The organism is Streptomyces griseoloalbus, from assembly GCA_014650015.1.
GTDB lineage: Bacteria > Actinomycetota > Actinomycetes > Streptomycetales > Streptomycetaceae > Streptomyces > Streptomyces griseoloalbus.
In genome coordinates, this window is the sequence record BMUD01000003.1 from 359916 (window position 1) to 386366 (window position 26451).

The following is a 26451-nucleotide window of genomic DNA, read 5'->3' on the forward strand; positions in this document are numbered from 1 at the left end:
GTCAGTCGACGGAGCTGAGGACCGGCAGGTAGCCGCTGGAGTGACCGACGGCCTTCGGGTGGTAGGAGTTGCCGATGTTGGTCCAGTCCACGCTGTGCAGCCAGGAGTTGCCGGAGCAGATCTCGTGGCCGGTGAACATGCCGCGCACGTCGGCGAAGACGTAGCCGTAGGCGCCGGCGCGCTGGGAGATAACGGAGTTGAGGAGGTCCGCCGCGTCGTTGATCGCCTTCCGCTTGGTTTCGGAGAGGCCGACGCAGACGGAGCCGAGCTTGTAGAAGCGGGGGTAGCCGAACACGGCGACCCGGGCGTTCGGGGCCTTGCTGCGGATCGCCGAGTAGACGGTGTTGAGCTTGCCGGGCAGCGTCGAGGACACGTACGCCCGCGCGGTGTTGATGCGGTCGAGGCAGGTGCTGTCGCTGCTGGTCACACAGGTCGTCATGACGTCGGCGAAGCCCGCGTCGTTGCCGCCGACGCTGATCGAGACGAGGCTCGTGCCGCTGTTGAGGGGGCCGAGCTGACCGGCGACGACATCACCCGTACGGGCGCCGGAGCAGGCGGTGAAGGAGAAGGACGAGGGTGAGTTGAGGCCGGCCCAGAGGTAGGGATACGCGTTCGTGCTGCGCTTGCAGTCACCGCTGGAACTGATGTAGTTGCCCGCTCCCACTCCGGAGGAATAGGAGTCGCCGAGCGCCACGTAGGGCCCGCGGGCGGCCTGTTCTGCCGCCTGCGCCGCCGCGGTCCCGGTGAGGGCCGCGACGACGGCGAGGAGAAGTGAGCCCAGGAACGTGATGGGGCGGAGATGTCTCATGGAGCCTCCATTTAGCAGGTTCGCTGCACCATCCGTTGTAGTGGCTACGCGCGTTGATCGGAAGTGTCCATGTCAAAACTTGCAACACCGGACACCACTCGGCCTGTTCACGTTCAATCTCCGCCTGATTCCGGCCGGGGGAACGGTCCACCCTTGACGCCCCCTACGGGGTGGGCCACATTGAAGCCCGGCATCCGACGCCTTGAGGGGCAAACTCGGCCATGCCGACCGCACATCAGGACAAGAAGCACACGCAAGGATCAAAGCGAGACGCCGCTCAGGTCTTGCCATACAGGTTCAAACGTCAATAACGTCATAGTTCTCACCCGCACCGGTCCGTCAGTACGTGGCTCCAGGGGAGGGCTCAGGACCACGACGAACCGGCGCGGGGCGCGGTAGGGGGGTGCCGTGCCCGGTGACCACAAGGGTGACCGGGCCGTGCCGCGCGGGCGGCCGGCGTTTCCGCGGCTGACCAGTTTTGCCAGCTCACCCATGCGTGCAGGGCGGTTCCGTCCGTCGTGCCGTGGGTGAGAACCCCCCTTTCGAACCGGACGAACAGCCGGGCCGCCCGAGGGGCGGGCGGTCCACCGGACGAGAGGGACCAGACTCATGAGTTCCGTTCTGCAGCCGGCGACCGCGGACCAGGATCCGCCCACCGCCGGCAAGTACCGGCCCGTCTCCTCTCACCTGGCCATCGCGCCACCGGTGAGCGTGGTGATACCGGCCATGAACGAGGCGGAGAACCTTCCGTACGTCTTCAAGACGCTTCCCGACTGGATCCACGAAGTGGTCCTGGTCGACGGCAACTCCACCGACAACACCGTCGAGGTGGCCCGCGAACTGTGGGCCGGCGTCAAGGTCGTCGGGCAGCGCGGCAAGGGCAAGGGGGACGCGCTGCGCTCCGGCTTCGAGGCCTGCACCGGCGACATCATCGTGATGGTCGACGCGGACGGCTCGGCGGACGGCAACGAGATCGTCAGCTACGTCTCCGCGCTGGTCTCCGGCGCGGACTTCGCCAAGGGGTCCCGCTTCGCCAACGGCGGCGGCACCGACGACATGACGTTCATCCGCAAGCTGGGCAACCGGGTGCTGTGCGGCGTCGTCAACCGCAAGTTCGGCGCCCGGTACACCGACCTCTGCTACGGCTACAACGCCTTCTGGCGGCACTGCCTGGACAAGATCGACCTCGACTGCACCGGCTTCGAGGTCGAGACCCTGATGAACATCCGGGTCGTCAAGGCGGGTCTGAAGGTGCAGGAGATCCCCAGCCACGAGTACCTGCGCATCCACGGCACGAGCAATCTGCGGGCCGTGCGCGACGGTTTCCGCGTGCTGAAGGTGATCCTCCAGGAGCGCTCCAACCGCCGTGCGCTGCGCCGGCGCCCGCACCACTCGCCGCTGCTCGACACGGTCCGGGGGAAGGTGTCTTGAGCGATCCCGGAACCCCGGGCATCTCGGTCGTGATCTGCGCCTACACCGAGGACCGCTGGGAGGACGTCCTCGCGGCGGTCGCCTCGGTGCGGGCGCAGTCACGGCCGGCCCTGGAGACCCTGCTGGTCGTGGACCACAACCGGGCTCTCCTGGACCGTCTGGGCAAGGAGTACAAGGAGACCGAGGACGTGCGGGTGCTCGCCAACGCGGGCCCCCGCGGCCTGTCCGCCGGCCGCAACACCGGAATCGCCGCCTCGCGCGGCGAGATCATCGCCTTCCTCGACGACGACGCCGTGGCCGAACGCGACTGGCTGAAGCACTTCGCCGAGGGATACGCCGATCCGCGCGTGATGGCGGTCGGCGGGCGCACCGAACCGGTCTGGGCGTCGGGCCGGCGCCCCGACTGGTTCCCCGAGGAGTTCGACTGGGTGGTGGGCTGCACATATCGGGGCCTGCCGCCCGGGCGGGTGCGGGTGCGCAACGTCCTCGGCGGCAACGCCTCGTTCCGGCGCAGCGCCTTCGACGCGGCGGGCGGCTTCGCCACCGGCATCGGACGGGACGGGAACAAGCGCCCGTTGGGCGGGGAGGAGACGGAACTGTGCATCCGCCTCAGCCGCGCCCGGCCCGACGCGATCCTGCTGATCGACGACCGTGCGGTGATCCACCACCGGGTGCCCGAGGCCCGCGAGCACTTCCGCTACTTCCGGACCCGTACCTACGCCGAGGGTCTGTCCAAGGCGCTGGTGGCCCGCAGCGTCGGCGCGCAGAAGGGGCTGGAGTCCGAACGCCGGTACGCCACGCGGGTCCTGCCGGCCGGGGTGGTGCGGGGCCTGCGCGACGCCCTGCTGACCCGCCCGGGCGGCGCGGGCCGCGCGGGCGCGATCGTCGCCGGGGTGCTCACGGCGGCGGGCGGCTACCTGGTGGGGAGCGTGCGGGCGGGGCGGGGCGGGGTCACCTTCTCCGTGGTGGGGATCGCGGAGGGCGGCCGTGACTGACGTACGCGTGCCGATCCTGATGTACCACGCGGTCGCGGCCGATCCGGGCGAGGCGACCCGCGCCCTGTCGGTGACCCCGCAGGCGTTCGCCGAGCAGATGGCGGTGATCGCGGACTGGGGCCTCACCCCCGTCACCACGGCCGGCTTGGCCGCCCACTGGCGCTCCGGCCGCCCGCTGCCCGCGCGGCCGGTCCTGGTCACGTTCGACGACGGCTACGAAGGCGTGCACCGGCACGCTCTGCCCGTCCTGGCCAAGCACGGCTTCCCGGCCACCCTGTTCGTCGCCACGGGCTGGCTCCGGGGGCCGTACGACACCGGCGGCGGCCTGGACACCATGCTGGACTGGGACCAGGTGCGCGAACTGGCCGACAATGGCGTCGAGATCGGCGGGCACAGCCACAGCCACCCGCAGCTCGACCAGCTCGACGACGGCACACTGCGCTCCGAGCTGATCCTGTGCAAGGAGATCGTCTCGGACCAGCTGGGCACCGTACCCGCCTCGTTCGCGTATCCCTACGGCTACTCCAGCCGCCGGGTGCGCGAGGCGGTGCGGGAGACGGGATACGCCCAGGCGCTCGCCGTCGGCAACGGCCTCGCCCACCGCGCCCAGGGGCCGTACGCCCTGCGGCGCGTCACGGTGCGGCGGTCGACGGACACCGCCGAGTTCGAGCGGCTGGTCGAGGGCCGGGCCATCGCCCGCGCCTTCGCCCGGGACCGTGCCCTGACCAAGGGCTACGCGATGGTGCGGCGCACCCGGCAGGCCCGACGGCTGATCCGCCGGCCGCCGGGCTGAACACGCCGGGGACGGGCCACACACGGGCGGCAATCCGCGCGACCTCGGAAACCGGGTGCACGCGGCGCCCGGGTGACCGATCATGGCGGCATGTCCTCGCACCCGCACGACGCACTGCCGATCCGGCTCAACGTCGACGACAGCGACTCCCCGTCCGATGTCGTCGACGCGCTGTTCCTCGGCCGCTTCGCGACGGGCGAGCAGCCGTACTCGCACGCCGTCAACATCGACCGTGTACGTTCCGGCGCGACCCTGCTGCCCGCGAACGCGCGGGTACTGCGGCTCGCCCGGGACGACGACCGCAGCGCCACCCTGGCCGAGGGCGACGGCTGGACACTGCTGGTGTCCCGCTGGAACCGGGGCGCCGACGTCACCGTCACCGCCACCAGCGCCGAACTCGCGGCGAAGGTCCTGGACGAGGCCACCGACGGCGCGGCGGACGAACCCGAACCGCAGCCGGAGAACGTCGCCATGGGCTTCTGGTACGTCTCCCCGCGCCGCGGCCCGCACCGCACCACCCGGCAGATCTCGGCCGGCACCTGGGACGAGATCCGGCCCAACTACACCGCGCCGGTCGCGCACGCGATGGACCGCCTGATGAAGACCACCCCCGAGGACATCTCGGGCCGGCTGCTCCTACTACACGGCCCGCCGGGCACCGGCAAGACCTCCGCGCTGCGCACCCTGGCCCGGTCCTGGCGGGACTGGTGCCAGGTGGACTGCGTGCTGGACCCCGAGCGGCTCTTCTCCGACGTCGGCTATCTGATGGACATCGCGATCGGCGAGGAGGACGCGGCGGGCAAGGGCCGCTGGCGGCTGCTGCTCCTCGAGGACTGCGACGAGCTGATCCGCGGCGAGGCCAAGCACACGGCCGGACAGGCGCTGTCCCGGCTGCTGAACCTGACGGACGGTCTGCTCGGCCAGGGCCGCAACGTGCTGGTCGGTGTCACCACCAATGAGGACCTGGAGCGTCTCCACCCGGCCGTGGTCCGCCCCGGCCGCTGCCTCGCCCGCATCGAGGTGGGACAGCTGACCCGCGCGGAGGCGGTGAACTGGCTGGGCCGCGAGGAGGGCGTCGGCCGCGAGGGCGCGACCCTGGCCGAGCTGTACGCCCTGCGCCGGGGCGCGTCCCCGACGGCGCTGCCGGAACCGCGGGGGGACGCGGACGCGGGGCTGTACCTCTAGGTGTTTTGATGAGGGTATGACCCTGTTCGTCGGGACGTCGGGGTGGCAGTACAAGGACTGGCGCGAGGTGCTGTATCCGGCCGGACTGCCGATGCGGCTCTGGCTGGAGGAGTACGCGGCGCGGTTCGCCACCGTCGAGGTCAACAACGCCTTCTACCGGCTGCCGTCGTGGGAGACGTTCGCCGCCTGGCGGGAGCGCACCCCGCCGGGCTTCGTCGTCGCCGTCAAGGCGAGCCGCTATCTGACGCACATCAAACGGCTGCGGGACCCCGAGGAGCCGGTGGAGCGCCTGATGAGCCACGCCGCCGGGCTGGGCGACCGGCTCGGTCCGGTGCTCCTGCAGCTCCCGCCCACCCTCCGCGCGGACCCGGGGCTCCTGGACGCGTGCCTGCGCCGGTTCCCCGCGTCGACCCGGGTGGCGGTCGAGCCGCGCCACGCGTCGTGGTGGACGCCTCAGGTGCGCGGTGTGCTCGAGGCCCGGGGGGCCGCCCTGTGCTGGGCCGACGTGCTGGGGCGCCCCGCGACCCCGCTGTGGCGCACCACCGACTTCGGTTACGTCCGCTTCCACCAGGGGCGCGCCCGCCCCTGGCCGCACTACGGCCGGCAGTCCCTGCGGACCTGGGTCGACCGCATCGCGACCGTCCGGCCCGCCGACGAGGACGTCTACGCGTACTTCAACAACGACCCGAACGCGGCAGCGGTGACCGACGCGGTGCGGTTCGCCCGCGCGGCACGCACGGCACAGCTGACGGTCACCCGCACCCCCACGGAGGCACACCCGACACCACAGCCAACGGCCACCCCCCAAGGGGCGCGGGGAACTGCGCGACCGGCCGCCGCCGACCCGCGGCCGACGCCAGGCCCCCACCACCACGGCGCCCCTCCCTGAGCCACCCGCACGGCACCGGCGCGCTCACCCCCCGTAAGCCACCCGCAGGGCGTCCCGCACGGCGGCCAGCGCCTCGTCCTCGCTCAGCCCCAGCCGCCGGACCCGCTCCGCATACGCCTGTGCCGCCGACGCGGCCTCCTTCTGCGCCGCCGACCCCGCGGCGGCGATCACCGTGCCGTTGCGGCCCCGGGTCTCGATCACTCCGTCGGCCTCCAGCGCACGGTAGGCCTTGGCCACCGTGTTCGCGGCGAGGCCGAGGGTCTCGGCCAGCCCCCGCACGGTCGGCAGCCGGTACCCCACGGGCAGCGCGCCCGACCGTGCCTGCTCGGAGATCTGCGCCCGCACCTGCTCGTACGGAGGCGTGCCGTCGTCGATCCGGATGTTCACGTTCACGGCCCGATTGTCCCGCACGCGACGGAAAATGAGAGGCACCCCTGGCGCGTCCCCCGTAGCGTGCGCCTCCATGACTGTGTCCGTCCGCGCTCTGCGTCCCGACGCCCGCGCCGATCTCGAGGGCTTCGCCCGCGTCCGGCATGCCGCGCTGCCCTTCCTCCTCGTCACTCCGGATTCCCTGGCCCACGACCTCACCCATATGCACCCCGACGCCCACTACCGCCCCCTCGTGGCCGTGGCCGACGGCGAGGTGATCGGCACGGCTCAGGTGCACCTGAGCCACGAGAGCTCCGAGCCGGGCCAGGGCAACATCAACGTGTATGTGCATCCCGGGCACACGCGCCGGGGCGCCGGGACGCTGCTCGTGCGCGCCGCCGAGGAGCACCTGGCCGCGCACGGGGCCACCAGGCTGTTCGCCTGGGTGCTGGACGAGCGGGGCAACCGCGCCTTCGCCGGGCGGCACGGCTACCGGGCGAGCCGCGCCGCCCACTTCCTGCGCCTGGACCTGGCCGGCGGCGCCCTTCCACCGCTCCAGGATCCGCCGCCCGGCGTGGAGCTGCGCAAGGGGTCGGACTTCGCCGGGGACCCGCGCCCGCTGTTCGAGCTGGACGCGGAGACGACGGCGGACGAACCGAGCGATGTGGACACGGAGTTCACCGACTACGAGGCCTGGCTGGCCGAGACCTGGCGACACCCGCTGTTCAGCCCCGAGCTGACCTCGGTGGCGCTGGTCGACGGCCGTCCCGCCGCCTTCTCCGCGGCCCGCACGGACGGAGGTACCCGGTACGGCACGGTCATGACCGGCACCGCCCGTGCCCACCGCGGCCGGGGGCTGGCCAAGCTCGCCAAGAACGACTCCCTGCACCGGGCCCGCGCGGCCGGGTACACGGAGGCGTTCACGGGCAACGACGCCGGCAACGGGCCGATGATCGCGATCAACCAGTGGTTCGGCTACGAGATCTGCGCCACGGAGGTGCGTCATGTCCGCGACATCGGCTGACCGGCCGGCCCTGGTGGAGGTCGTCCTGGTCAAGGCGGGGCGTATGAAGATCCGTTATCCGGCCGAGCTGCTCGCCGACGACGGCACCCACGTCACCGTGCGCGCCCCCTGGGCGGGAGACGGCATGCGCGACTTCGGCTTCGTCCGCTTCGAGCCCGGTGACGTCTTCACGGAGCACTACTGGCGTGACCGGTGGTACTCCGTGAAGGAGGTCCGCGCCGCCGACGGCACGCTCAAGGGGCACTACTGCGACATCACCCGCCCGGCCGAGCTCTCCGGCGGCCGGCTGGTCGTCGAGGATCTGGACCTCGACCTGTGGGTCTCCGCGGACGGCACGGACGTACGGCGGCTGGACGAGGACGAGTTCGCGGCGAGCGGCCTGGCAGCGACGGATCCCGAGGCGGCTGCCGCCGCGGTGGCCGCCCTCGACGAACTGGACGCCCGGGCCCGCGAGGGCGGATGGGGCGCGCTGCTCCGGTGAGGGTCCCCGACCGGTCGGTCCGGCACCGCGACCACCGCGTAGCGTTCGTCGTCCACGTCGCGGCCCCACAGTGCCCTGTCCGGTGACAGCCGCTCCACACGCACCTGCCCGGCGATCGGGGCGAGGAGGGCGGTGAGCAGGTCGGCGGGTATGCCGACCGGGCTCACCGTCCCCCACACCCCCTCGACCAGGACCAGCCGGCCTTCGGGGCGCAGCAGCCCGCGCCAGTGGCGCAGGACACGACGCGGTTCCGGCAGGGCCCACAGCACATGCCGTACGAGGACGGCGTCGTAGCGCCGTTCGCCGACCGGTGGCGCCGCCGCGTCACCGACGAGGAACACCGCGTCGCGCCCGGCGAGCTTCTCCCGGGCAAGCGTCACCATGGCCGGGGACCGGTCGACCCCGGTCACCCGGTGCCCCTGTTCGGCGGCGAGGAGTGAGAGGCTGCCGGTGCCGCAACCGACGTCGAGGACGTCGCCGGCCCGCCCGGGCAGCCAGGTGCGCAGCCGGCCGGCCCAGGCGGCGCGCACCTGAGGGTCGCGCAGCCCGTGGTCCGGCTCCTCGTCGAAGGACGCCGCCCGCGCGTCCCAGTCGACACCGTCCGTGCCCGTCCTGTCACCGCCGTCGATGCTCATGGCGCAAGAGTGACACCCGCCACTGACAATCGATTCGTGACAGCGGCCACAGACAGCAGGGGACCGATGAGGAACTCTCCCCCGAAAGGTCCACCTCCGTGCGAACACGGAACCCGGTGGACCCGGAAGGAGGCGGTCATGCGCCGTGTCACCGTGCACAAGCCCCTGAAGAAGACGGACGCCCGCCGAGTCCGCGAGCAGGCCGACGAGCGCTCCACGGGGCGGCCGGAGGTCCGCGAGGACATCGCCCGCACCTGGTGGCCCGACAGCTGACGCCCCCGGTCGTGGAACACGTCGGAACGCCGTCGGAGACCGTGGAAACTCAGCGGCCCCCGAGCAGCCGCTTGCGGTAGTGGAGGCGGTCGTACGGGCCGGTGGCCCTTCGCTCGACGAGCTCGTAGCCGAACGTCGGGTAGATCTTCTGGTTCTCCCACATGAGGGCGTTCGTGTAGAGCCGGATCTCGGGCAGCCCGAGCGCACGCGCGTGCGCGTCCACGAATTCCAGCAGCCGCCGTCCCACGCCGGTGCCGTGCGCGTCGGGGTGGACGGCGATGACGTCGAGGTGGAGATGGTCCGCGCGGGCCTCGACCACGACGAGGCCGATCACCCGCGCCGAACCGGCCGGATCCCCGCCTTCCGGCGCCTCCACCACGAACACCCTGCCCGCGGCCACGTTCGCCGCGTGGTCGGCCTCCATGGGGACCGGCACGACGCCGATGCGCGCGATGTAGGGCCGGAAGGCGGCGTCGACGACCGCCTTCACCGCGGGGACGTCGGCGGCGACGGCGGGCCGGATCCGGTCGTCTGTCATACCGCGCACGGTACCTACCTGATCCCAGCCTGAGCACTCCCTTAACGCGGCCATAAGGATCGCCCCTCCGGGCCTTCGCCAGGCGATATCCCGGTTCCTTGGGGCTAGTTTCTGAGCCACCCCCACGGGATCCACCCCCCACCACGGATCCACCCCCCACCCCGATCCAGTGATCGCTGTCGAGGAGTTGCTGCCCCATGTCCGCACGCCGCAAGGCCGCTGTCGCCGCCGTCGGTCTCGTTCCGCTCGCCCTGACCGGGCTGTCCGCCGCACCGGCGTCCGCGCACGGTTCGATGGGCGACCCGGTCAGCCGGGTCTCGCAGTGCTTCGCCGAGGGCCCTCAGAGCCCGAAGTCGGCGGCGTGCCGGGCTGCGGTCGCGGCCGGCGGCACCCAGGCGCTCTACGACTGGAACGGCGTCCGCATCGGCGACGCGGGCGGACGCCATCAGGAGCTCATCCCCGACAGCAAGCTGTGCAGCGCCAACAGCGAGGCCTTCAAGGGGCTCGACCTGGCCCGCGCCGACTGGCCGGCGACGAGCGTGAGCAGTGGTTCGTACACCTTCGAGTACCGCGTGACGGCCCCGCACAAGGGGACCTTCGAGGTGTACATCACCAAGCCCGGCTACGACCCGTCACAGCCGCTGGCCTGGGACGACCTGGATCTGGCGAACCCGGTGGCGACGTCCACCGACCCGGCCGCCGCGGGCGGCTTCTACACCTTCACCGGCACCCTTCCCGAGCGCTCCGGCAAGCAGCTGCTGTACGCGGTCTGGCAGCGGTCGGACAGCCCGGAGGCGTTCTACTCCTGCTCGGACGTCACCTTCGGAGGCGGCGGAGCCGGGGCAGGCGGAGCCGGGGCCGACGGCGGTGACGCTCCCGCGCAGGAGGCCGCCCCGGCGCCGGCCGCGTCCGCCCCTTCCCAGGAGCAGATCGAAGAGGGTGCCGGCCAGTCGACCATCGAGAACCACGGGCACGGTGACGACGACCCCGGCACCTCGGCGCAACCTGCCGCGGCGGACGGCGAGACCGCCCCGGACGCCTCCGACGCCGGCACCGCCAACCAGCCCGAGGCGGCCGGGGCAGCCGCGGAGAACCTCGCGGAGACCGGCGGCGACGCCAACACCCCGTACCTGATGATCGGCGGCGCCGCGGCGCTGGCGCTCGGCTCGGCGGCGCTGTTCGCCTCCGCCCGGCGGCGCACGGCGGGCGGGCGGCACGGCCGCTGAACCGTCTCGGGGCCCTGTCCGGCGGCTCAGGCCGGACAGGGCCCCGCCGCGTTTCCCTAGACCTCCACGTGTCAGCCGACCGAGGCGCAGGTGGTGGGCTCGGCATGGGCAGGGTCGAGGGCGTTGGCCACCTCGTGGAAGGCGATCCGGTCGAACAGCGCGATCGCCAGGTGCTCGGACAGATCGAACGGGCACAGGTCCTGGAGCAGACAGGCCTTAGAGCCCCGAGGTCCTACGCGGCCAGCGAGCCCGGCATCACCGCGCGGGGGCCGAACTTCGCCCGCGCGCGGTCCGCGACCTCCTCGATCCTGCGCGCCTTCTCGTCCACCGGGTCGAAGGTGAGCTGGTGGGAGGCCTGCTCGGCGGGGTCGAGCCCCTCCACGCGCAGGGCGATCGAGCGCACCCGGGCGCGCTGCAGACCGAGCGCCGCGTAAAGGCCGTAGGCCGCCTTGGTGAGCGCCGCCGAGTGCGCGGTCGGCTCCGGGAGCGTGCGGGTGCGGGTGGTGGCGGTGCGATCGGCGTAGCGCACGGTGAGGGTGAGGCCGCGGCTGACCTTGTCGAGGGCGCGCAGCCGGGCTCCCAGCTCCTCGGCGGCCGAGAGCAGGGCGCGGCGGTGCCGGCCGGGGTCCAGCTCGTCGCGGGTGAAGGGGCGTTCGGTGGCCAGGGACCGGGAGACCGCGTTCGGGACGACCCGGCCGCGGTCGACGCCGTTCGCCTTCTCTTGCAGTTCGCGCCCCGCCTTGGCGCCCACCAGCCGCTGGAGCGTGGACAGCGGTGCGGCCGCGACCCGGCCGAGGGTGTCGAGGCCGTACTCGCACAGGGTGCGGGCGGTCCTGCCGCCGACGCCGGGCAGCGCGACGACGGGCCGGTCGGCGAGGAACTCCCGCACCTCGTCCTCGGACACCGCGCGGGTCAGCCCCGGCCGGGCGTCCCGCAGCGCCATGCGGGCCAGCATCGGTCCCGGCCCGGCGCCGATCACACAGTCGACACCGTGCAGGGCGAGCGCGCGGACCCGGATCACCGAGGCCAGTTCGACGGCGCTGCGCCCGAAGTACCGTTCGGCGCCGCGCAGATCGGCCAGCGCCGCGTCCGGCGGCAGGGCCTGCACGACGGGCGTGAACTCCTCCAGCAGGCCGATCAGCTGGGGCAGGGCGGCCTCGTACACCGGAGGCAGCTGGAAACGTACGCAGAGGATGGTCATCCCGCACTCCCCGGACTCCGGTGCCACAGCTTCCTTCCCACCGCGGGCCCTTCGCCCGCGGGGCGCAGATCGGCCCAGGGGTGCATCTCGTACCCCGTGGGCATACGGATCCTCCGGTCCTCCATCGGGTCCCGGGCCGCGGAACCGGCCGGCGCGGGCCGCCCGTCCGATCCGGCGAGCCGTCTGCGGGCCGGACCGGCGCCGTCGTCCTCACCGTCGGTGCCGGCGGCCCCGGTGCCGGTGCCGCCCGGCTCGGCGAGCCGGGCCGCGACTCCCTCCAGCCCTTCCTCCTGGCGCACCTGGAGCAGGTCGGCGAGGTTCCAGACGGCGGAGCCGACCACGCTGAGGCTGCGCGGGCCGCGGCGCTGCACCACCCCGCGCACCAGCAGCAGCCAGGAGTGGAAGACCGTGTGGGCGCAGGCGTCGTGGGAGTCGTCGAAGAAGGCGAGGTCGACCAGGCCCGTGCCGTCGTCCAGGGTGGAGAAGATGACCCGCTTGCCGGAGCGGATGGGCGGGGTCTGGGTGGCCGCCTTGGCGCCCGCGACCAGCACCGTCTCCCCGTGCCGGGCCTCGCGCAGCCGCCGCGCGGAGACCACGCCCAGTTCGGCGAGGAAGGCGCCGTGGTCGTCCATCAGATGCCGTGAGGCGTCCATGGACAGCACGCCCAGTTCCGCGCTGAGCTTCTCCGCCGAGGTGAGGTCGGGCAGCCCGGCCGGGGCGGTCCTCCGCCCGCCGGACAGGGGGAGCTGGTCCCCGCGTCCGCCGCGGGCGCCCCGGTGCAGTTCGGTCAGATGCAGTTGCAGGTCGCGCCGGTTGGCGCCGAACGCGTCCAGCGCACCGACCTGGGCGAGGCGTCCGGCGAGCGGACGGCTGGGGCGGGCCCGCTCCCAGAAGTCGAGCAGCGAGGCGTACGGCTGTCCCTCGGCGATCCGCGCGGCCTCGGCCTCGCTGATGTTGTGCACATCGGAGAGCGCCAGCCGCAGCCCCCAGACCTTCGACCCCTTTGATTCGGACACCAGTTCGATCCTGTGCGCTACCCCCGACTTGTTCACGTCCAACGGCAGGATGGGCACCCCGCGCCGCCGCGCGTCCGCCAGCAGCAGCCGCTTCGGGTACATCCCGGGGTCATGGGTGAGCAGCCCGGCGTAGAAGGCGGCCGGGTGGTGCGCCTTCAGCCACGCCGACTGGTACGTCGGTACGGCGAAGGCGACCGCGTGCGCCTTGCAGAAGCCGTACGAACCGAAGGCCTCCACGATCCCCCAGGTCCGCTGAATCGTTTCTGCGTCGTATCCGTTCGCCTCCGCGCGCTGCGCGAACCAGACCTTGATCCGCCCCTGCGACTCCGGGTCGGACAGTCCGCGCCGCACCCGGTCCGCCTCGCCACGCCCGCAGCCCGTCATGATGGCGACGATGTCGATGACCTGCTCGTGGAAGACGACGACCCCGTACGTCCCCTTCAGCGGTTCCTCAAGGTCCGGGTGCGGGTAGCGCACCGGCGCCCGCCCGTGCCGGGCCTCGATGAACGGCCGCACCATGTCGGCGGCGACCGGACCGGGCCGGAAGAGGGAGATGTCGACGACCAGGTCGTGGAAGGTGGACGGCTGGAGCCGGCCGACCAGGTCCCGCTGGCCCGGGGACTCGATCTGGAAGCAGCCGAGCGTCTCGGTGGACCGGATCAGCCCGTACGTCGCCGGGTCGCCCTCCGGCACCGCGTCCAGGTCGATCCGCTCCCCCGTCGCCCGCTCCACCTCCGTGACGGCGTGCGCCATCGCCGACTGCATCCGCACGCCCAGCACGTCGAGTTTGAGCAGCCCGAGGTCCTCGACGTCGTCCTTGTCGAACTGCGCCATGGGGAAGCCCTCGCCGCTGGTCGGCATGACCGGCGTACGGGTCAGCAGGGAGGCGTCGGACAGCAGCACGCCGCAGGGGTGCATGGCGACACCGCGCGGGAGCGCGTCGAGCGCCTCGACCAGCTCCCACAGCCTCCCGTACTTCTCCTTCTCCCCCGCCAGTTCCCGCAGCTCGGGCAGTTCGTCGAGCGCCGCGCGGGCGTCGCGGGCGCGGATGTGCGGGAAGGACTTGGCGACACGGTCGATCTCGGCGGGGTCCATGGACAGCGCCGCGCCGACGTCACGGATGGCGTGGCGCACCCGGTAGGTCTCCGGCATGGCGACCGTGGCGACCCGCTCGGTGCCGAACCGGCCGATGATCGCGCGGTAGACCTCGAGCCGGCGCGCGGACTCCACGTCGATGTCGATGTCGGGCAGCACGACCCGCTCCTTGGACAGGAAGCGCTCCATCAGCAGCCCGTGCTCCACCGGATCGGCGTGCGCGATGCCGAGGAGGTGGTTGACCAGGGAGCCGGCGCCCGAGCCGCGCGCGGCCACCCGGATGCCCATGTCCCGTACGTCGTCGACGACCTGGGAGACGGTCAGGAAGTAGGAGGCGAAGCCGTGATGGGCGATGATGTCCAGCTCCCGGTGCATCCGCTCCCAGTACTCCCGGCGGCCGGTGTAGCCGCGCAGCACCATGCCCGCCGCCGCCCGGGAGGCCAGCGCCCGCTGGGCGGTGCGGCCGCCGGCGCCGACGAGGTGCGGCTCGGGGAAGTGGACGCTGCCCATGCCGAGGTCGTCCTCGGGGTCGACCAGGCACTCGGCGGCCGTGGCCTGCGTCTGCTCCAGGAGCCGCAGAGCCGCCTCGCGCCGGAAGCCCGCGGCCTCCACGATCCGCTCGGCCGCCCCCAGCATGCCGTTCGCGTCCTTGAGCCAGGCCGCACCGGAGTCCAGCCCTTTGGCCGGGTCCACGGGGACGAGGCGGCGGGCGGCGTCCAGGACGTCGGCGACCGGGCCGAGGCCGGGGTCGGCGTAGCGGACGGCGTTGCTCAGCACCGGGCGGATCCGCTGCTCGGCGGCGAAGCCGAGGGTGCGGGCGGCCAGCCGCAGGGAGCCGGGGCCGGTGCCCTCGCGCCCGTGCCAGACGGTTTCCAGGCGCAGGGCGTCACCGTGGACCTCCCGCCAGGGGACGAGCAGCCGGGCCGCGCGGTCGGGGCGGCCCGCGGCGAGGGCGCGGCCGACGTCGGAGTCGGGGCCGAGCAGCACGGTCAGGCCGTCGGCGTGGTTGTCGTCCCAGGTCAGCAGCGGGAGGCCGGCAGCGGTATGGGCTGCGGAGATCAGTCGGCACAGGTCCGCCCAGCCGCGGGCGCCGTCCCGGGCGAGGAAGGTGACACGGGGTGTCGACTCGTCGATGAAGGCACCTCCACGCACCGGGGTGCGGCGCCGCTCCCTCTGTACGGACCCGTCCCCGCGCGCGCCCGGAGCCGCCACCGCCAGCTCCGCCCCGAAGAGCGGACGCACCCCCGCCTTCGCGCAGGCCTTGGCGAACCGCACCGAGCCCGCGACCGTGTCCCGGTCGGTGAGGGCGAGGGCGTCCATGCCCCGCTCGGCGGCGCGCTCGGCCAGCCGCTCCGGGTGGGATGCGCCGTAGCGCAGGGAGAACCCGGAGACGGTGTGCAGATGCGTGAATCCCGGCACACGCACCTCCCGCACTCGTGAGTCCCGACCGACTCTCGAACAACTGTTCCAGCTACCTCACCCCCACCATAGACCAATTTTCGAATGCATGTGCGACCTCCATCCGACCCCTCCCCACCTGCGCAAACATCCGCGGACACGGGAACGTCCCGCCCCTCCGCGACGGAGGGGCGGGACGTGGTGACGAGCTGTGGTCAGCCGATCTGCGTACCGGTCGCCGTGAGGGCTTCCGTCACCGGCTGGAAAAAGGTCTCGCCGCCCGAGGTGCAGTCGCCGCTGCCGCCGGAGGTGAGGCCGACCGCCTGGTCGCCCGAGAAGAGCGAGCCGCCGCTGTCGCCGGGCTCGGCGCACACGTCGGTCTGGATGAGACCGTTGACGATGTCGCCGTTGCCGTAGTTCACGGTGGCGTCCAGACCGGTGACCGTGCCGGAGTGCACCTGGGTCGTGGAGCCGCTGCGGGTGACCTGCATGCCGACGGTGGCCTCGGCGGCGCCGGAGATCGCCTGGCTGGAGCCGTCGTAGAGGTTCACCTCGCTCGGGCGGTCCACCTCGGCCGTGTACTTGACCAGACCGTAGTCGTCGTCCGGGAAGCTGGACGCGGCGTTCTCGCCGATCACGTTGCCCGAGGAGTCCGACCAGGTGGTGATGCCCTCGGTGCAGTGCCCGGCGGTGAGGAAGTGCGGCTCGCCGCCCTTGGTCACGTTGAAGCCGAGCGAGCAGCGCCCGCCGTTGCCGGTGATGGCGTCACCGCCCGCGATGAAGGGCTTGTACTCCCCCTTGGTGCGCTGGAGTTCGGCCTTGGCGCCCAGTCCGTCGACGACCTCCGTCAGCTTGGCCCACTGGGCCTCGGAGACGGTGCGGTCCGCGGTGACGACGACCTTGTTGGTGGTCGGGTCGGTCACCCAGGAGGTACCCGGGATGGTGGCGTCCTGCTGGAGGGTGGTGCGCGCGCTCTTCAGCTCGGCGAGGGAGTTCGCCACGACTCTCGCCTTGGCGCCGGCCGACTCGACGGCCTCGGCGGCGGCCTCGTCGAGCACGTTCACCACGAGGCTCTTGCTCTTCGCGTCGTAATACGTTCCCGCCGCGTCGGCGCCCAGGTCCTGGGCGAGCGTCGAGGCGAGCTTTCCGGCCGCCGTGACCGAGAGGGTCCGGGGCGCGGAGTCCTCCGGGGCCTCACTGGCGTTCGCAGTCTGGAAGGTGACTCCGGCGGTGACCAGTGCGGCGATGCCCGCACCGGTCATGGCTGCCCGTCGCCTGGATATGCGTCGGTGCTTCAACTGACGTCCTCCTGTGGGGGGACGGCCCGGGAGGTTGTGGGGACCTCACGAACCGGAAGGCGTACGGCCACGGGGGCGGCGTACGAAAGAAGCCACACCCGTGCCGGTTGAACGGCGCCCACTCTTCCGAACCCCACAGGGAGCACACAAGGTCGACTTCAGGACGCGCGTACGACAACGGCCGCGCGCCCCCTATGTCCTGACAGTTCATGGACACGAGGGACGGTTCACACTGCAAACGCTACGAACGAGTAACCGGCGGCTCGGTCCGCCGGATCTGACCATGGCCGAAAATCGACCCCTCGGGGTCCGGATCCATGCGGGACGCACCGGACGGAAGTTGCTCCTGCACCGATTCCCGCACCGATTCCCGCACCGGATCCGGCTCTGGTTCCGGCTCTGATTCGACACCGGATCCAGCTCTGATTCCGGCTCTGATTCGGCACCCCACTGCGATGCCTGCTACGAAGCCGGCCGCGGAGCCGTCGCCGTCGGCGACTGCCGGGCGGCCCGTTCCAGGGAGCGCAGCAGCTCCACCGGGAAGGGCAGGACGAGGGTGTAGTTCCTCTCGGCGGCGACCGCGACGACGGTCCGCGGCAGGCGCAGCTGGAGTGCGGAGGGTGCGCACGCGTCCAGTCCGCCCGGCGCGTCCCGGTGTGTCCTTCGAGGGCGACTCCGTGCCCCGTGCAAGGGTGAGCCCCCGCACGGCGCTTGCGTGCGGGGGCTCATGGTGCTGCCGGCTGCGGGTGAGACCCGTGGTGCGGGTCGGCCCCGTGTCGCGCTGTGTCTAGGTCAGGCTGACGCCGTAGGCGCTCAGGGCCTCGGTCACCGGCTGGAAGAAGGTCGTGCCGCCGGAGGAGCAGTTGCCGCTGCCGCCGGAGGTCAGACCGTACGCGGTGCCGTTGCTGCCGTAGAGCGAACCGCCGGAGTCACCGGGCTCGGCGCAGACCGTGGTCTGGATGAGGCCGGAGACGACGTCGCCGCCGCCGTAGTTCACGGTCGCGTTCAGCGCGGTGACCCGGCCGCTGTGCGCGCCCGTGGTGGAACCGTCACGGATGACGGTGGTGCCCACGCTCGGGGTGGCCGCACGGGTGATGTCCACGCCGTTCGCGGTGCCGGGCCGGCTGACGGTTCCGGTGTACCGCACGATGCCGTAGTCGTTGCCCGGGAAGCTGGTACCGGCGGTCGAGCCGAGCACCGTGGTGCGGCTGGAGTTGCCGTACCAGGTCCCCGCGCCCTCGGTGCAGTGACCGGCGGTCAGGAAGTAGTCGACTCCGCTGCTGGAGCGCACGTTGAAGCCGAGGGAGCAGCGACCGCTGCCCGAGTAGATGGCGTCGCCACCCTGGATGAGCTTGTTGAACTTGCCCGGGGTGCGCTTGACGGTGATCGCGCCGGCGTCGTCCCCCGCCTTCTGCTTGATCTTGGCGATCTCGGCCTGGGAGACGGTGCTGTCGACGGTCAGGAGCACCCGGTTGGTCTTGCTGTCGACGGCCCAGGCGGTGCCCGGGACGTCGGCCTCCAGCACCGAGCTGCTGACGCTCTTGAGCTCGGCGGAGCTGAAGGTGGTCGGGGTGTCGGCCGCGTTCGCGCTGGGGACAGCGATCGCGGCAGCGGCCACGAGGCCGGTGGATACGGCGATCAGCCGAGTCCGTCTCGAGATGCCGCTGCGGGGGGTGGTGCGCTTGATCCTCACTTCTCGTTCCTCCACAAAGGAAGTAGGGGGCCCTCGTGGGGTTGTGGGCCCGGTGAGGCGCAGCCAGGGAACCGCGTGCCCGGATTCCGAACACGCCGTGCCCCTGACAAGCGCTGTGGGCGAGTATTCGGCCGACCGACCGTTCGGCGCAAGGGTGCCTTTCAGACGTCAACCTTTGAACCATCTATGAGTTTTGGTCCGTGCGCGGGAGCACATCGCCCGTGGTCACAGCCGCATACCGGCCGGTCGAACAGCTTCGCGATGTCCGGAAACCCGCCCCATCGGACGACCTGCGCTGCGCCCGATCAGCCCGCGCCTCGACAGTCCACACCCCTACGCCCGGCCCCCGGCTGGACAGCCGCCGTTGCAGTCGCCCTCGCACCCGGCTCGGCAGCCGCGGCGACAGCCGGCTCAGCAGCCGCAGTCACAGCCGCAGTCGCAGCCGTCGCAGCAACCGTCCTCGCCGCCGCAGTTGCAGCACTGGCAGCACTGGCAGCAGTCGCCGCACCCGCCGCAGTCGCAGTTGGCACAGGTCCCCTCCTTGCGCTCCCCGCTCCAGGGGTCCTCGTAGGTGCCGCAGCACAGCTGACAGGTGCAGGCGAGTCCCAGCCACACGGCGCAGCCGGCGAGCGCTCCGCGCCGGTCGCGGCGCGGCGGCTCGGGAGGCAGCGGGGCGCCGGGACCACCGGGGGTGCCAGGGGGCGCGTAAGGGCCGGTTCCGTGGGCACAGGAGACCGTACCGAAGGCACGATGGACGGAGTTGGGCAGTTCATGGACGAGGAGCCGGTGCGCGAGCCCGCCGTCGCGGAACTCCACCTCCCGCAGCGCGAGCCGGATGCCGTGCACCGCGTCGTCGGCGAGCCTGCGGGCCTCCTCCAGCGGGGTGCCGGTGGCGGTGAGCGGGTTCCAGGCGCCCGACGCGGCGTCGGCGTCCCTGTCCTCCACGGCGTCCAGCAGATGCGCGAGGCGCCCGAAGAGCCGTCCCGCCTCCGCGAGCGGTCCGGCGTTGTGCGGCCGGCCGGCGAGCACGGCGGTGTGCGCGAAGGCCGCGGCGGTCGCGGTCTCGGTCGGTTCGGTGACGGTGAGGATCGCAGTGCCGGGTCCGGCGAGGGTCTCCACACCGGTCTGCCGGGCCACGGCGTCGAGGAGGACGGCCGTGTCGAACCCGACGTCCGAACCGGTCCGCGCACCGGCCCGGTCCCAGCTCGCGGCGACTCGGCGTGCGGCGAGCGCCACCGGCCTGCGGGCCAGCAGCCCGTCGCCGTCGGTGACATGGTCGCGCACCTTGGCGGAGGCGAGGACGAGGGAGACGGCCGCCGCGAGCCGCGCGCCCTCGCCGTGCGCGACGGACGCGGTGCGCATGCCGCGCAGCGGGCACGGTCCCGCGGTGCGCCGTCCCCCGTCGCCGCGTTCGGCCTGAGCCTCCGTCAGTACGGATATGAGGAGCCCGTCGTAGTTGGTGACGATGCGGGCGAGCTGGCCGTGATCCCCGCGCAATGCGAGGCACAGCCCGCACAAATGGGCCATCCACTGGGCCGTGAGCTTCTCCCCGAGCCGGTGCCGACACGGCCTGACCATTCCGAACACGACGTTCCCCCGTGCAGTTGTGCGACGTTGAGCTGCGGCATCGTATCGGGCGCCACCTCACCCGTACGCACCCTTCCTCACCCGTACGCCGGGAAGAATCATATTTCACTCACAGTCAGCAGCCGTTTACCTCAAGACCCTTGGGAAACACGGACTCTCGACGGATTGACTGTGCACCAGTACCGTCACAAACCCCCCGCGCGGCGTCTATCCACTTGGCGCGCCCTCCGCATCATGGACGACCATAGGGATGCGGAAAGCAAGAAAGACCGCTGTGAGAGGAGGCGTCCATGGGATCGGTACGCAAGGCGAGTGCCTGGCTGGGCCTCGTCGACGACAACGAAGACGAGCGTTACTACGACGACGACTACTCCGACGGTGCCGAGCCCGGGGAGGCCTGGGTCACCGACCCTCGGGTCAAGGTGGCCTCGGACGTCGCCGAGGAGAAGGGCCGCCGGATCGGCACGGTGACCCCGGACAGCTTCCGGGACGCCCGCGCCATCGGCGAGCTGTTCCGCGACGGTGTTCCCGTCATCATGAACCTCACGGCCATGGACGCCACCGACGCCAAGCGCGTCGTCGACTTCGCGGCGGGTCTGATCTTCGGTCTGCGCGGTTCCATCGAGCGCGTGTCCAGCCGGGTGTTCCTGCTCAGCCCGGCCGACACCGAGGTCGTCAGCGGGGAGCCGGCCGCGCACCGGTCGGACGGCTTCTTCAACCAGAGCTGAGGCAGGGCCGCTCACCGGCCCTGCCTCCCCGTGAGGCCCCGGTCGGGTCGGCCGGATCTACCGGAACGCGTCGATTCCGGTGAGCGCCTTGCCCAGCACGAGCTGGTGCATTTCGACGGTGCCCTCGTAGGTGAGCACCGATTCCAGGTTGGTCGCGTGCCGCATCACGGGGTATTCGAGCGAGATCCCGTTGGCACCGAGGACGGTGCGGGCCGTACGGCAGATGTCGATGGCCTCGCGAACGTTGTTGAGCTTGCCGAAGCTGACCTGCTCGGGACGCAGGCGGCCGGCGTCCATGCGCCGCCCCAGGTGATGGGCGAGCAGAATCCCCTTGTGCAGTTCGACCGCCATGTCGGCGAGCTTGGCCTGGGTCAGCTGGAACCCGCCGATGGGCCGCCCGAACTGCTCCCGTGACTTCGCGTAGTCGACGGCCGCCTCGAAGGAGCTCCGCGCGGCACCCATGGCGCCCCAGACGATCCCGTACCGGGCGTGCGAGAGACAGCTGAGCGGCCCCTTGAGCCCGGTCACCTCCGGCAGCACGGCGTCGGCGGGCAGCCGTACGTCGTCGAGGACCAGCTCGCTGGTGACGGAGGCACGCAGAGACCACTTGTGCCTGATCTCGGGCGCCGAGAACCCCGCGCTGTCGGTCGGCACCACGAAGCCGCGGATCCCGTCGTCGGTCCGGGCCCACACGACGGCGACCCCGGCCACGGATCCGTTGGTGATCCACATCTTGCGCCCGTTCAGCACCCAGTCGGCGCCGTCCTTCTTGGCGTAGGTCCGCATCGAGGCGGGGTCGGATCCATGGTCGGGTTCGGTGAGCCCGAAACAGCCGATGACCTCGCCGGAGGCCATCCGGGGCAGCCAGCGCCGCTTCTGCTCCTCGCTGCCGAACCGGTGGATGGCGTACATGGCGAGGGAGCCCTGCACGGAGACCAGCGACCGGATCCCGGAGTCGGCCGCCTCCAGTTCCAGACAGGCGAGCCCGTACTGGACGGCGCTCGCGCCGGCGCAGCCGTAGCCGGTCAGGGACATGCCGAGCGCGCCGATCCCGCCGAGCTCCCGGGCCAGCTCCCGGATCACGGGCAGCTCGCCCTTCTCGTACCAGTCGGCGACGTACGGCAGCACCCGGTCCGCGGCCCAGGTGCGCACCGTGTCCCGGATCGCCAGGTCCTCCGGCTCCAGCAGGTCGTCGAGGCCGAGCGGGTCGGCGGGGTCGAAGGGGGGCAACTTCGCGGACGCGGACATGGGGCACCCTCCGGGGGCTACTCCGGACAACTCCGGGACATTAACTAGCGCTGCTAGTCACGGCTCGGGGCGACGTTACGACGCGGTCTCCCGCACGTCCACCCGGCCGGGGCGGGCGCTCCTCACACCTTCAGCTCGGAGACCCGGTGCTCCGTGGCCTCCCGCGGCGCGGGCACTCCCACGGCCGCCGTGTCGCACTGCATCACCCGCGGCAGCCTGAGCGCCATCGCCGCCCCGAGCAGCAGCAGACCCGCGCTCACCAGCAGGGTCACGTGCAGCCCGTGCACGAAGGCCTGGCGCGCCGCGTGCCGCAGGGCGTCCCCGGCGGGCCCGCCGAGCCGTTCCGCCACCCCGTACGCCTCGCCCAGTGAGTGGCCCGCCGCGGTGGACGCCTGCCCGGGGACTCCGGGCACGCCGGAGAGGCCGGGCGCGTAGGCCGCGTTCATCACGCTGCCGAGGAGCGCGATCCCTATCCCGGCGCCCAGCTGGTAGGAGGTCTCCCCGATCGCCGCCGCCCCGCCGGCCTGTTCCTGCGGCGCCTCGCTGAGCATCGACTCGTACGCCCCGAACAGCGTGGTCTCGAGGCCGAAGCCGAGCAGGACGAAACCGGTGAGCAGCAGCGGGGCGTTGTCCTGTGCGCCCATCGCGGTCAGGGACACCACCGCGGCGGCCGTCAGGCAGAAGCCGAAGCAGACCATGCGGCGCGGGCCGAACCTGCGCAGCATCCGCGCGCCCGCCAGCCCTGCCGCCATCGCCGCGACGGTCAGCGGCAGCAGGCGCAGCCCGGTCTCCAGCGGGGAGAGGCCGAGCACGAGCTGGAGGTACTGCGCCGCGATCAGTTCCAGGCCCACCAGGGCGAGCATCGCGAGCACGATGCAGCCCACCGACGTGCTGAACGCCGGCCGTGCGAACATCCGCAGGTCGACCAGCGGATGCGCCCGCCGCCGCTGCCGGCGCACGAAGGCGGCCAGCAGTGCGGCGCCGCCGAGCAGCGGCAGTACGGTCCAGGCGCTGCCCACGGGTTCGCCGCCGCCGAGCCGCTTCACGCCGAGGACCGCCGCGAACAGTCCGGCGGCGGCCATCAGCGCGCCGACCACGTCCCAGGGCCCGTGGCCCTCGCCCTTCGACTCCGGCAGCAGGATCCGCCCCACCGGGAGACTGACCAGCATTAACGGGATGTTGACCAGGAAGACCGAGCCCCACCAGAAGTGCTCCAGCAGGAAGCCGCCGAGCAGCGGTCCGACCGCCGCGCCCACCGCGGCGACCGCGCTCCAGATCCCGATGGCGAGCGCCCGCTCGCGCCGGTCGGGGAAGACCTGGCGCAGGATCGACAGCGTCGCCGGCATGATCATCGCGCCGCCGACGCCGAGCAGCGCCCGGGCCGCGATGAGCACCTGGGCGTTGTCCGCGAGGGCCGCGAGGCCCGAGGCGACGCCGAACAGGGCGTAGCCGAGCAGGAGGACGCGTCTGCGGCCGACCCGGTCGCCCAGGGTGCCGAACAGGATCAGCAGCGAGGCGCAGACCAAGGGGTAGGAGTCGACGATCCAGAGCAGTTCCATCGCGCCGGGCCTGAGGTCCTCGGTGACGGCGGGGACCGCCACGTGCAGCACGGTGGCGTCGACGGCGACCAGCAGCAGGCTGACGCAGAGGACGACGAGGACCACCCAGCGGTTGGCACCGGCCCCGGCCGCCCGACGGCGCAGCGCTGCGGCGGCCGTGGTCGTCCCGGACATGTACGTACCTCCCAGATGTTCCCTCGCGATCGGCGGGTGCACGGGGGTGGGGACTCCCCCGTGACTCGGCCGGAGAGGAGCGATGGTCTCCGGTCCGTGCGACGAACGGCGAGTGACACGTCAGAGTACGCGAGTGAGGGCGGAGGTCGAGTGGCGGGTCTCTCACACATCCGACAGATCGGTGTGGCATACACCACTCCCTTGCCGGGTGCGCGCGTCCCGCCGGACGGTGCGGTTCCGCGCCACGTCGATAATCGGGCCCGTGAACGATCTGGCGACGCGCACCGCGCCGGCCCTCCCCGGGGCACTGCGCCGGGCAGCACCGGCGCTCCTCGGGTACGCCGCCGTGCGCGCCCTGGGCCTGGTCGTCCTGGCCCTGTGGAGCGCGGCGCGCGGCAAGGACGCGTACACCCTGCTGACCGCCCGCTGGGACGCCCTCTGGTACACGCGGGTCGCCGAGCTGGGGTACGGCTACGAGGTACGCCTGCCGAACGGCGACGTGCACTCCGACCTGGCGTTCTTCCCCCTGCTCCCCTGGCTGGAGCGGCTGGTGGCGGCGGTGTCGCCGCTGTCCCGCGCCGACGGGGGGTTCGTCGTCTCCCTGCTCGCCTCGCTCGCCGCGGCCTGGGGGATCTTCGCGGTGGCCGACCATGTGTACGGGCGCCGGGCGGGGGTGTGCGCGGTACTGCTGTGGGCGGTGCTGCCGGTCGGGATCGTGCAGTCGATGGCGTACAGCGAGTCGCTGTTCACCGCGCTCGCCGCGTGGTCGCTGTACGCCGTGCTGACGGGCCGCTGGGTGACGGCGGGTGTCCTGGCGGGCCTGGCCGGACTGACCCGGCCGGTGGGGCTGGCGGTGGTCGCGGCGGTGTGGGCGGCGGGGATCGCCGCCTTCGCGGGGGAACGCGTCACCGCCGTCGCCTCGCGACGCACCCCCTTCGTGCGGGAACGGAGCGCGGTGCCTGCGGACGGCGCGCGGACCGGGAAACGCGCCGGCAGTCCCGCGACTACCCCGCGTGACCACGTGCGGGAGGGAGTGCCGCGCGATCCGGGCGCCCCCGGCGTCCGCCTGCGCCGGGTGCTCGGCATGCTCCTCGCGCCCCTCGGCGCCGCCGGTTACGTTCTGTGGGTCGGGCACCGGACCGGAGACGGGCCGCTGGGATATCTCGAGGTGCAGGCCGGATGGCGGAACGGATTCGACGGGGGCTACGCCTTCGGCCGCTTCGTCGCCGAGAAGTTCACGTCGTTCCCGTCCGCCCTGGCGGGGCTCGGACTGGTGCTCGGGGTCGGCCTCCTGGTGTGGCTGTACGTGGTCTGCGTACGGCAGCGCCAGCCGCTCCCCCTGCTGGTGTACGCCGGTGTGGTCACCGCGCTCGCCCTGTGCGCGTCGAGCTACTTCGGCTCGAAGCCGCGTCTGCTGCTGCCCGCGTTCCCCTTGCTGCTGCCCCTCGCCCTGGCCCTGGCCCGGCTGCGCACGCCCAGGTCGGCAGTGGTCGTGGGGGCGGTCGCGCTGGCCTCCGCGGTGTACGGCGCCTTCTGGCTGAACGGCTCGGGGCCGCCCTGACCCGCCCGGACGGCCGATGAGCACCGGGAAAATTCCACACCAGGCTCCGGTGAACGAATTCATAAGCGCGATAAAACCGTCACCCTGAATGATCAAAGGAATTGAAGGCCGCAGGGCCCGGGGATTGCGGATTCGCTGCAGATAAACTCCCCGCTGAGAGGAATGCCACATCACATCGTCATCACAAAGACGCTGATTCGAGGGGGTTCCGCACTCACTCGCTGTAACGTCGATTGGGTGCGTACCGAACGGAAGCCCACCCGTCTGGACCGGGTGTTCGCCAGGCTGGATCGTGAGCCGGAACGACCGGCTCACATCGGCGTGCCGCGGATGAGCCGGCACCGGGTGGTGCTTTTCGGCGCCACCCTGGCCTTCTACCTGGCGATCGTGTGGGCCGTGCTGATCACCTCCTGGCTGGTCCGGCTGGACTGGCAGGTGATGTTCTTCCGCCCCTACCAGCAGTGGTCCGAGATCCACGCCTTCGTCGACTACTACGTGGTGCTCGGCCAGCGCGGGCCCACCGCCGTGATGGTCGCGGCCTGGCTGGGCTGGCGCTCCTGGCGGCAGCACACCCTGCGCCCACTGCTCGCCCTCGGCGTCTCCCTGCTGCTGCTGAACGTCACCGTGGGCGCCGCGAAGTACGGCATGGGACGTCTGGGACCGCACTACGCGACCGAGATCGGCTCGAACGAGATGTGGCTCGGCGGCGATATATTTCCCAGCGGCCACACCGCCAATGCCGTGGTGACCTGGGGAATCCTGGCCTATCTGGCCTCCACGCCGAGAGCGCGCCGCTGGCTGTCCGCGCTCTCCGCGGTGGTCTCGCTCGGCGTGGGACTGTCCACCGTCTACATCGGGACGCACTGGCTGAGCGATGTGATCCTGGGCTGGGTCGCGGGCCTGCTGATCCTGCTCGCGCTGCCCTGGTTCGAGCCGGTGATCGCGCGCGCCGAGGCCCGGATCCTCGACCTGCGCGACCGCTGGCGGGTGCGGGGGAACGGGATGGCACCGGCGGCCGGGCCGGTCGGGCAGCCGGTCATGCTCAAGCCGCTCACCGACCGCGCGGACCCGGCTCCCGAGCCGCTGCACGCGGGCCGTTCGGCCGGCCGGTCGCCCGCCTATCTGGCGCCCGGCCCGCACGCCACCCGGGCGGAGCGCGCCCCGGTCACCCCGGCGGGCAGCCGCCGCCCGCCGCACGCGGAGCGTCACCCGCGCGGCACGACGCCGGCGACCCGTCCCTGACACG

22 protein-coding genes and 3 pseudogenes are annotated in these 26451 nt (G+C 72.2%); 12 read left to right on the forward strand and 13 right to left on the reverse strand.

Going from position 1 to position 26451, the window contains the following annotated elements; all coding sequences use genetic code 11:
• Nucleotide 1 precedes the first annotated feature (1 nt).
• A complete protein-coding gene (locus IE178_RS06930) occupies nucleotides 2-808 on the reverse strand; it encodes an SGNH/GDSL hydrolase family protein (protein ID WP_184766097.1) in 807 nt (268 codons plus the stop codon).
• A gap of 609 nt (nucleotides 809-1417) precedes the next feature.
• On the opposite strand from IE178_RS06930, the gene IE178_RS06935 reads away from it, so the two are divergent.
• From IE178_RS06935 to IE178_RS06955, 5 genes are all read left to right on the forward strand, one after another.
• Nucleotides 1418-2239 carry a glycosyltransferase family 2 protein gene (locus IE178_RS06935; RefSeq protein ID WP_193511620.1) on the forward strand — a complete coding sequence of 274 codons (822 nt, stop codon included), beginning with the start codon at nucleotides 1418-1420 and terminating at the stop codon, nucleotides 2237-2239.
• Nucleotides 2236-3234 carry a glycosyltransferase family 2 protein gene (locus tag IE178_RS06940; protein ID WP_184766099.1) on the forward strand — a complete coding sequence of 333 codons (999 nt, stop codon included), beginning with the start codon at nucleotides 2236-2238 and terminating at the stop codon, nucleotides 3232-3234. Before IE178_RS06935 ends, IE178_RS06940 begins: the two co-directional genes overlap by 4 nt.
• Nucleotides 3227-4027 carry a polysaccharide deacetylase family protein gene (locus IE178_RS06945; RefSeq protein ID WP_318279879.1) on the forward strand — a complete coding sequence of 267 codons (801 nt, stop codon included), beginning with the start codon at nucleotides 3227-3229 and terminating at the stop codon, nucleotides 4025-4027. Before IE178_RS06940 ends, IE178_RS06945 begins: the two co-directional genes overlap by 8 nt.
• Before the next feature lie 90 nt (nucleotides 4028-4117).
• Nucleotides 4118-5212, forward strand: a complete 1095-nt coding sequence (locus tag IE178_RS06950) for a DUF5925 domain-containing protein (protein ID WP_193511621.1) — start codon at nucleotides 4118-4120, stop codon at nucleotides 5210-5212.
• 16 nt (nucleotides 5213-5228) lie between these two features.
• Complete coding sequence (locus IE178_RS06955; protein ID WP_193511622.1) at nucleotides 5229-6101, forward strand: DUF72 domain-containing protein; 873 nt, start codon at nucleotides 5229-5231, stop codon at nucleotides 6099-6101.
• Between the two features lie 24 nt (nucleotides 6102-6125).
• Here IE178_RS06955 and IE178_RS06960 read toward each other — a convergent pair whose 3' ends face one another.
• On the reverse strand, nucleotides 6126-6494 hold the full coding sequence (locus IE178_RS06960) for a GntR family transcriptional regulator (protein ID WP_184766103.1): 369 nt from the start codon (nucleotides 6492-6494) through the stop codon (nucleotides 6126-6128).
• A gap of 70 nt (nucleotides 6495-6564) precedes the next feature.
• Between IE178_RS06960 and IE178_RS06965 the strand changes: the two genes are divergently transcribed.
• Both IE178_RS06965 and IE178_RS06970 read left to right on the forward strand, forming a co-directional pair.
• Nucleotides 6565-7494, forward strand: coding sequence for a GNAT family N-acetyltransferase (locus IE178_RS06965; protein WP_184766104.1), 930 nt, complete (start codon nucleotides 6565-6567; stop codon nucleotides 7492-7494).
• Nucleotides 7475-7975: a ribonuclease FAU-1 family protein gene (locus IE178_RS06970; RefSeq protein WP_193511623.1), complete on the forward strand. Its 501-nt coding sequence runs from the start codon at nucleotides 7475-7477 to the stop codon at nucleotides 7973-7975. The genes IE178_RS06965 and IE178_RS06970 overlap by 20 nt, the downstream gene beginning before the upstream one ends.
• A gap of 23 nt (nucleotides 7976-7998) precedes the next feature.
• On the opposite strand, the pseudogene IE178_RS06975 reads toward IE178_RS06970, so the two are convergent.
• Nucleotides 7999-8610, reverse strand: a pseudogene (locus tag IE178_RS06975) (class I SAM-dependent methyltransferase); the annotation flags it as partial.
• Between the two features lie 138 nt (nucleotides 8611-8748).
• Here IE178_RS06975 and IE178_RS35735 point away from each other — a divergent pair.
• Nucleotides 8749-8883 (forward strand): hypothetical protein, encoded by a 135-nt coding sequence (locus IE178_RS35735; protein WP_318279881.1) that lies wholly within the window; start codon nucleotides 8749-8751, stop codon nucleotides 8881-8883.
• A 49-nt stretch (nucleotides 8884-8932) separates the two neighbouring features.
• Here IE178_RS35735 and IE178_RS06980 read toward each other — a convergent pair whose 3' ends face one another.
• Nucleotides 8933-9421 (reverse strand): GNAT family N-acetyltransferase, encoded by a 489-nt coding sequence (locus tag IE178_RS06980; RefSeq protein WP_193511624.1) that lies wholly within the window; start codon nucleotides 9419-9421, stop codon nucleotides 8933-8935.
• A gap of 197 nt (nucleotides 9422-9618) precedes the next feature.
• Here IE178_RS06980 and IE178_RS06985 point away from each other — a divergent pair, with 197 nt between their 5' ends.
• Entirely contained in the window at nucleotides 9619-10647 is a 1029-nt protein-coding gene (locus IE178_RS06985) for a lytic polysaccharide monooxygenase auxiliary activity family 9 protein (RefSeq protein WP_193511625.1), read from the forward strand.
• Nucleotides 10648-10718: 71 nt separating this feature from the next.
• Here the strand turns inward: IE178_RS06985 and IE178_RS35740 are convergent.
• From IE178_RS35740 to IE178_RS07015, 7 genes and pseudogenes are all read right to left on the reverse strand, one after another.
• Nucleotides 10719-10856 (reverse strand): annotated as a pseudogene (locus IE178_RS35740) (lipase); the annotation flags it as partial.
• 23 nt (nucleotides 10857-10879) lie between these two features.
• A complete protein-coding gene (locus IE178_RS06990; RefSeq protein WP_184766108.1) occupies nucleotides 10880-11848 on the reverse strand; it encodes a DNA polymerase Y family protein in 969 nt (322 codons plus the stop codon).
• Complete coding sequence (locus IE178_RS06995) at nucleotides 11845-15378, reverse strand: DNA polymerase III subunit alpha (RefSeq protein ID WP_193511626.1); 3534 nt, start codon at nucleotides 15376-15378, stop codon at nucleotides 11845-11847. Before IE178_RS06995 ends, IE178_RS06990 begins: the two co-directional genes overlap by 4 nt.
• Nucleotides 15379-15572: 194 nt before the next feature.
• Nucleotides 15573-16655: a S1 family peptidase gene (locus IE178_RS07000; protein ID WP_438874350.1), complete on the reverse strand. Its 1083-nt coding sequence runs from the start codon at nucleotides 16653-16655 to the stop codon at nucleotides 15573-15575.
• A 241-nt stretch (nucleotides 16656-16896) separates the two neighbouring features.
• Nucleotides 16897-17276 (reverse strand): annotated as a pseudogene (locus tag IE178_RS36885) (hypothetical protein); the annotation flags it as partial.
• A 166-nt stretch (nucleotides 17277-17442) separates the two neighbouring features.
• Nucleotides 17443-18348: a S1 family peptidase gene (locus IE178_RS07010; protein WP_184766111.1), complete on the reverse strand. Its 906-nt coding sequence runs from the start codon at nucleotides 18346-18348 to the stop codon at nucleotides 17443-17445.
• Nucleotides 18349-18759: 411 nt separating this feature from the next.
• A complete protein-coding gene (locus tag IE178_RS07015; protein WP_438874351.1) occupies nucleotides 18760-19935 on the reverse strand; it encodes a DUF5685 family protein in 1176 nt (391 codons plus the stop codon).
• 290 nt (nucleotides 19936-20225) lie between these two features.
• Between IE178_RS07015 and IE178_RS07020 the strand changes: the two genes are divergently transcribed.
• Nucleotides 20226-20663 carry a cell division protein SepF gene (locus tag IE178_RS07020; protein ID WP_184766113.1) on the forward strand — a complete coding sequence of 146 codons (438 nt, stop codon included), beginning with the start codon at nucleotides 20226-20228 and terminating at the stop codon, nucleotides 20661-20663.
• Between the two features lie 57 nt (nucleotides 20664-20720).
• Here the strand turns inward: IE178_RS07020 and IE178_RS07025 are convergent, their stop codons facing one another.
• Both IE178_RS07025 and IE178_RS07030 read right to left on the reverse strand, forming a co-directional pair.
• Complete coding sequence (locus tag IE178_RS07025) at nucleotides 20721-21911, reverse strand: acyl-CoA dehydrogenase family protein (protein ID WP_193511628.1); 1191 nt, start codon at nucleotides 21909-21911, stop codon at nucleotides 20721-20723.
• 122 nt (nucleotides 21912-22033) lie between these two features.
• On the reverse strand, nucleotides 22034-23644 hold the full coding sequence (locus tag IE178_RS07030) for an MFS transporter (protein ID WP_193511629.1): 1611 nt from the start codon (nucleotides 23642-23644) through the stop codon (nucleotides 22034-22036).
• Nucleotides 23645-23906: 262 nt separating this feature from the next.
• Here IE178_RS07030 and IE178_RS07035 point away from each other — a divergent pair, with 262 nt between their 5' ends.
• Nucleotides 23907-25205 carry a glycosyltransferase family 39 protein gene (locus tag IE178_RS07035; RefSeq protein WP_193511630.1) on the forward strand — a complete coding sequence of 433 codons (1299 nt, stop codon included), beginning with the start codon at nucleotides 23907-23909 and terminating at the stop codon, nucleotides 25203-25205.
• A 237-nt stretch (nucleotides 25206-25442) separates the two neighbouring features.
• Nucleotides 25443-26447, forward strand: coding sequence for a phosphatase PAP2 family protein (locus IE178_RS07040; protein WP_193511631.1), 1005 nt, complete (start codon nucleotides 25443-25445; stop codon nucleotides 26445-26447).
• Nucleotides 26448-26451: the final 4 nt, after the last annotated feature.

Excerpts from the sequence above, each read along its gene's own strand:
- IE178_RS06985 (WP_193511625.1), top strand. The coding sequence starts at position 9,619 with ATGTCCGCACGCCGCAAGGCCGCTGTCGCCGCCGTCGGTCTCGTTCCG.
- IE178_RS06965 (WP_184766104.1), top strand. The coding sequence starts at position 6,565 with ATGACTGTGTCCGTCCGCGCTCTGCGTCCCGACGCCCGCGCCGATCTC.
- IE178_RS07030 (WP_193511629.1), bottom strand. The coding sequence starts at position 23,644 with ATGTCCGGGACGACCACGGCCGCCGCAGCGCTGCGCCGTCGGGCGGCC.
- IE178_RS07025 (WP_193511628.1), bottom strand. The coding sequence starts at position 21,911 with ATGTCCGCGTCCGCGAAGTTGCCCCCCTTCGACCCCGCCGACCCGCTC.
- IE178_RS06950 (WP_193511621.1), top strand. The coding sequence starts at position 4,118 with ATGTCCTCGCACCCGCACGACGCACTGCCGATCCGGCTCAACGTCGAC.
- IE178_RS06935 (WP_193511620.1), top strand. The coding sequence starts at position 1,418 with ATGAGTTCCGTTCTGCAGCCGGCGACCGCGGACCAGGATCCGCCCACC.
- IE178_RS06955 (WP_193511622.1), top strand. The coding sequence starts at position 5,229 with ATGACCCTGTTCGTCGGGACGTCGGGGTGGCAGTACAAGGACTGGCGC.
- IE178_RS06970 (WP_193511623.1), top strand. The coding sequence starts at position 7,475 with ATGTCCGCGACATCGGCTGACCGGCCGGCCCTGGTGGAGGTCGTCCTG.
- IE178_RS06930 (WP_184766097.1), bottom strand. The coding sequence starts at position 808 with ATGAGACATCTCCGCCCCATCACGTTCCTGGGCTCACTTCTCCTCGCC.
- IE178_RS07020 (WP_184766113.1), top strand. The coding sequence starts at position 20,226 with ATGGGATCGGTACGCAAGGCGAGTGCCTGGCTGGGCCTCGTCGACGAC.
- IE178_RS06990 (WP_184766108.1), bottom strand. The coding sequence starts at position 11,848 with ATGACCATCCTCTGCGTACGTTTCCAGCTGCCTCCGGTGTACGAGGCC.
- IE178_RS35735 (WP_318279881.1), top strand. The coding sequence starts at position 8,749 with ATGCGCCGTGTCACCGTGCACAAGCCCCTGAAGAAGACGGACGCCCGC.
- IE178_RS06980 (WP_193511624.1), bottom strand. The coding sequence starts at position 9,421 with ATGACAGACGACCGGATCCGGCCCGCCGTCGCCGCCGACGTCCCCGCG.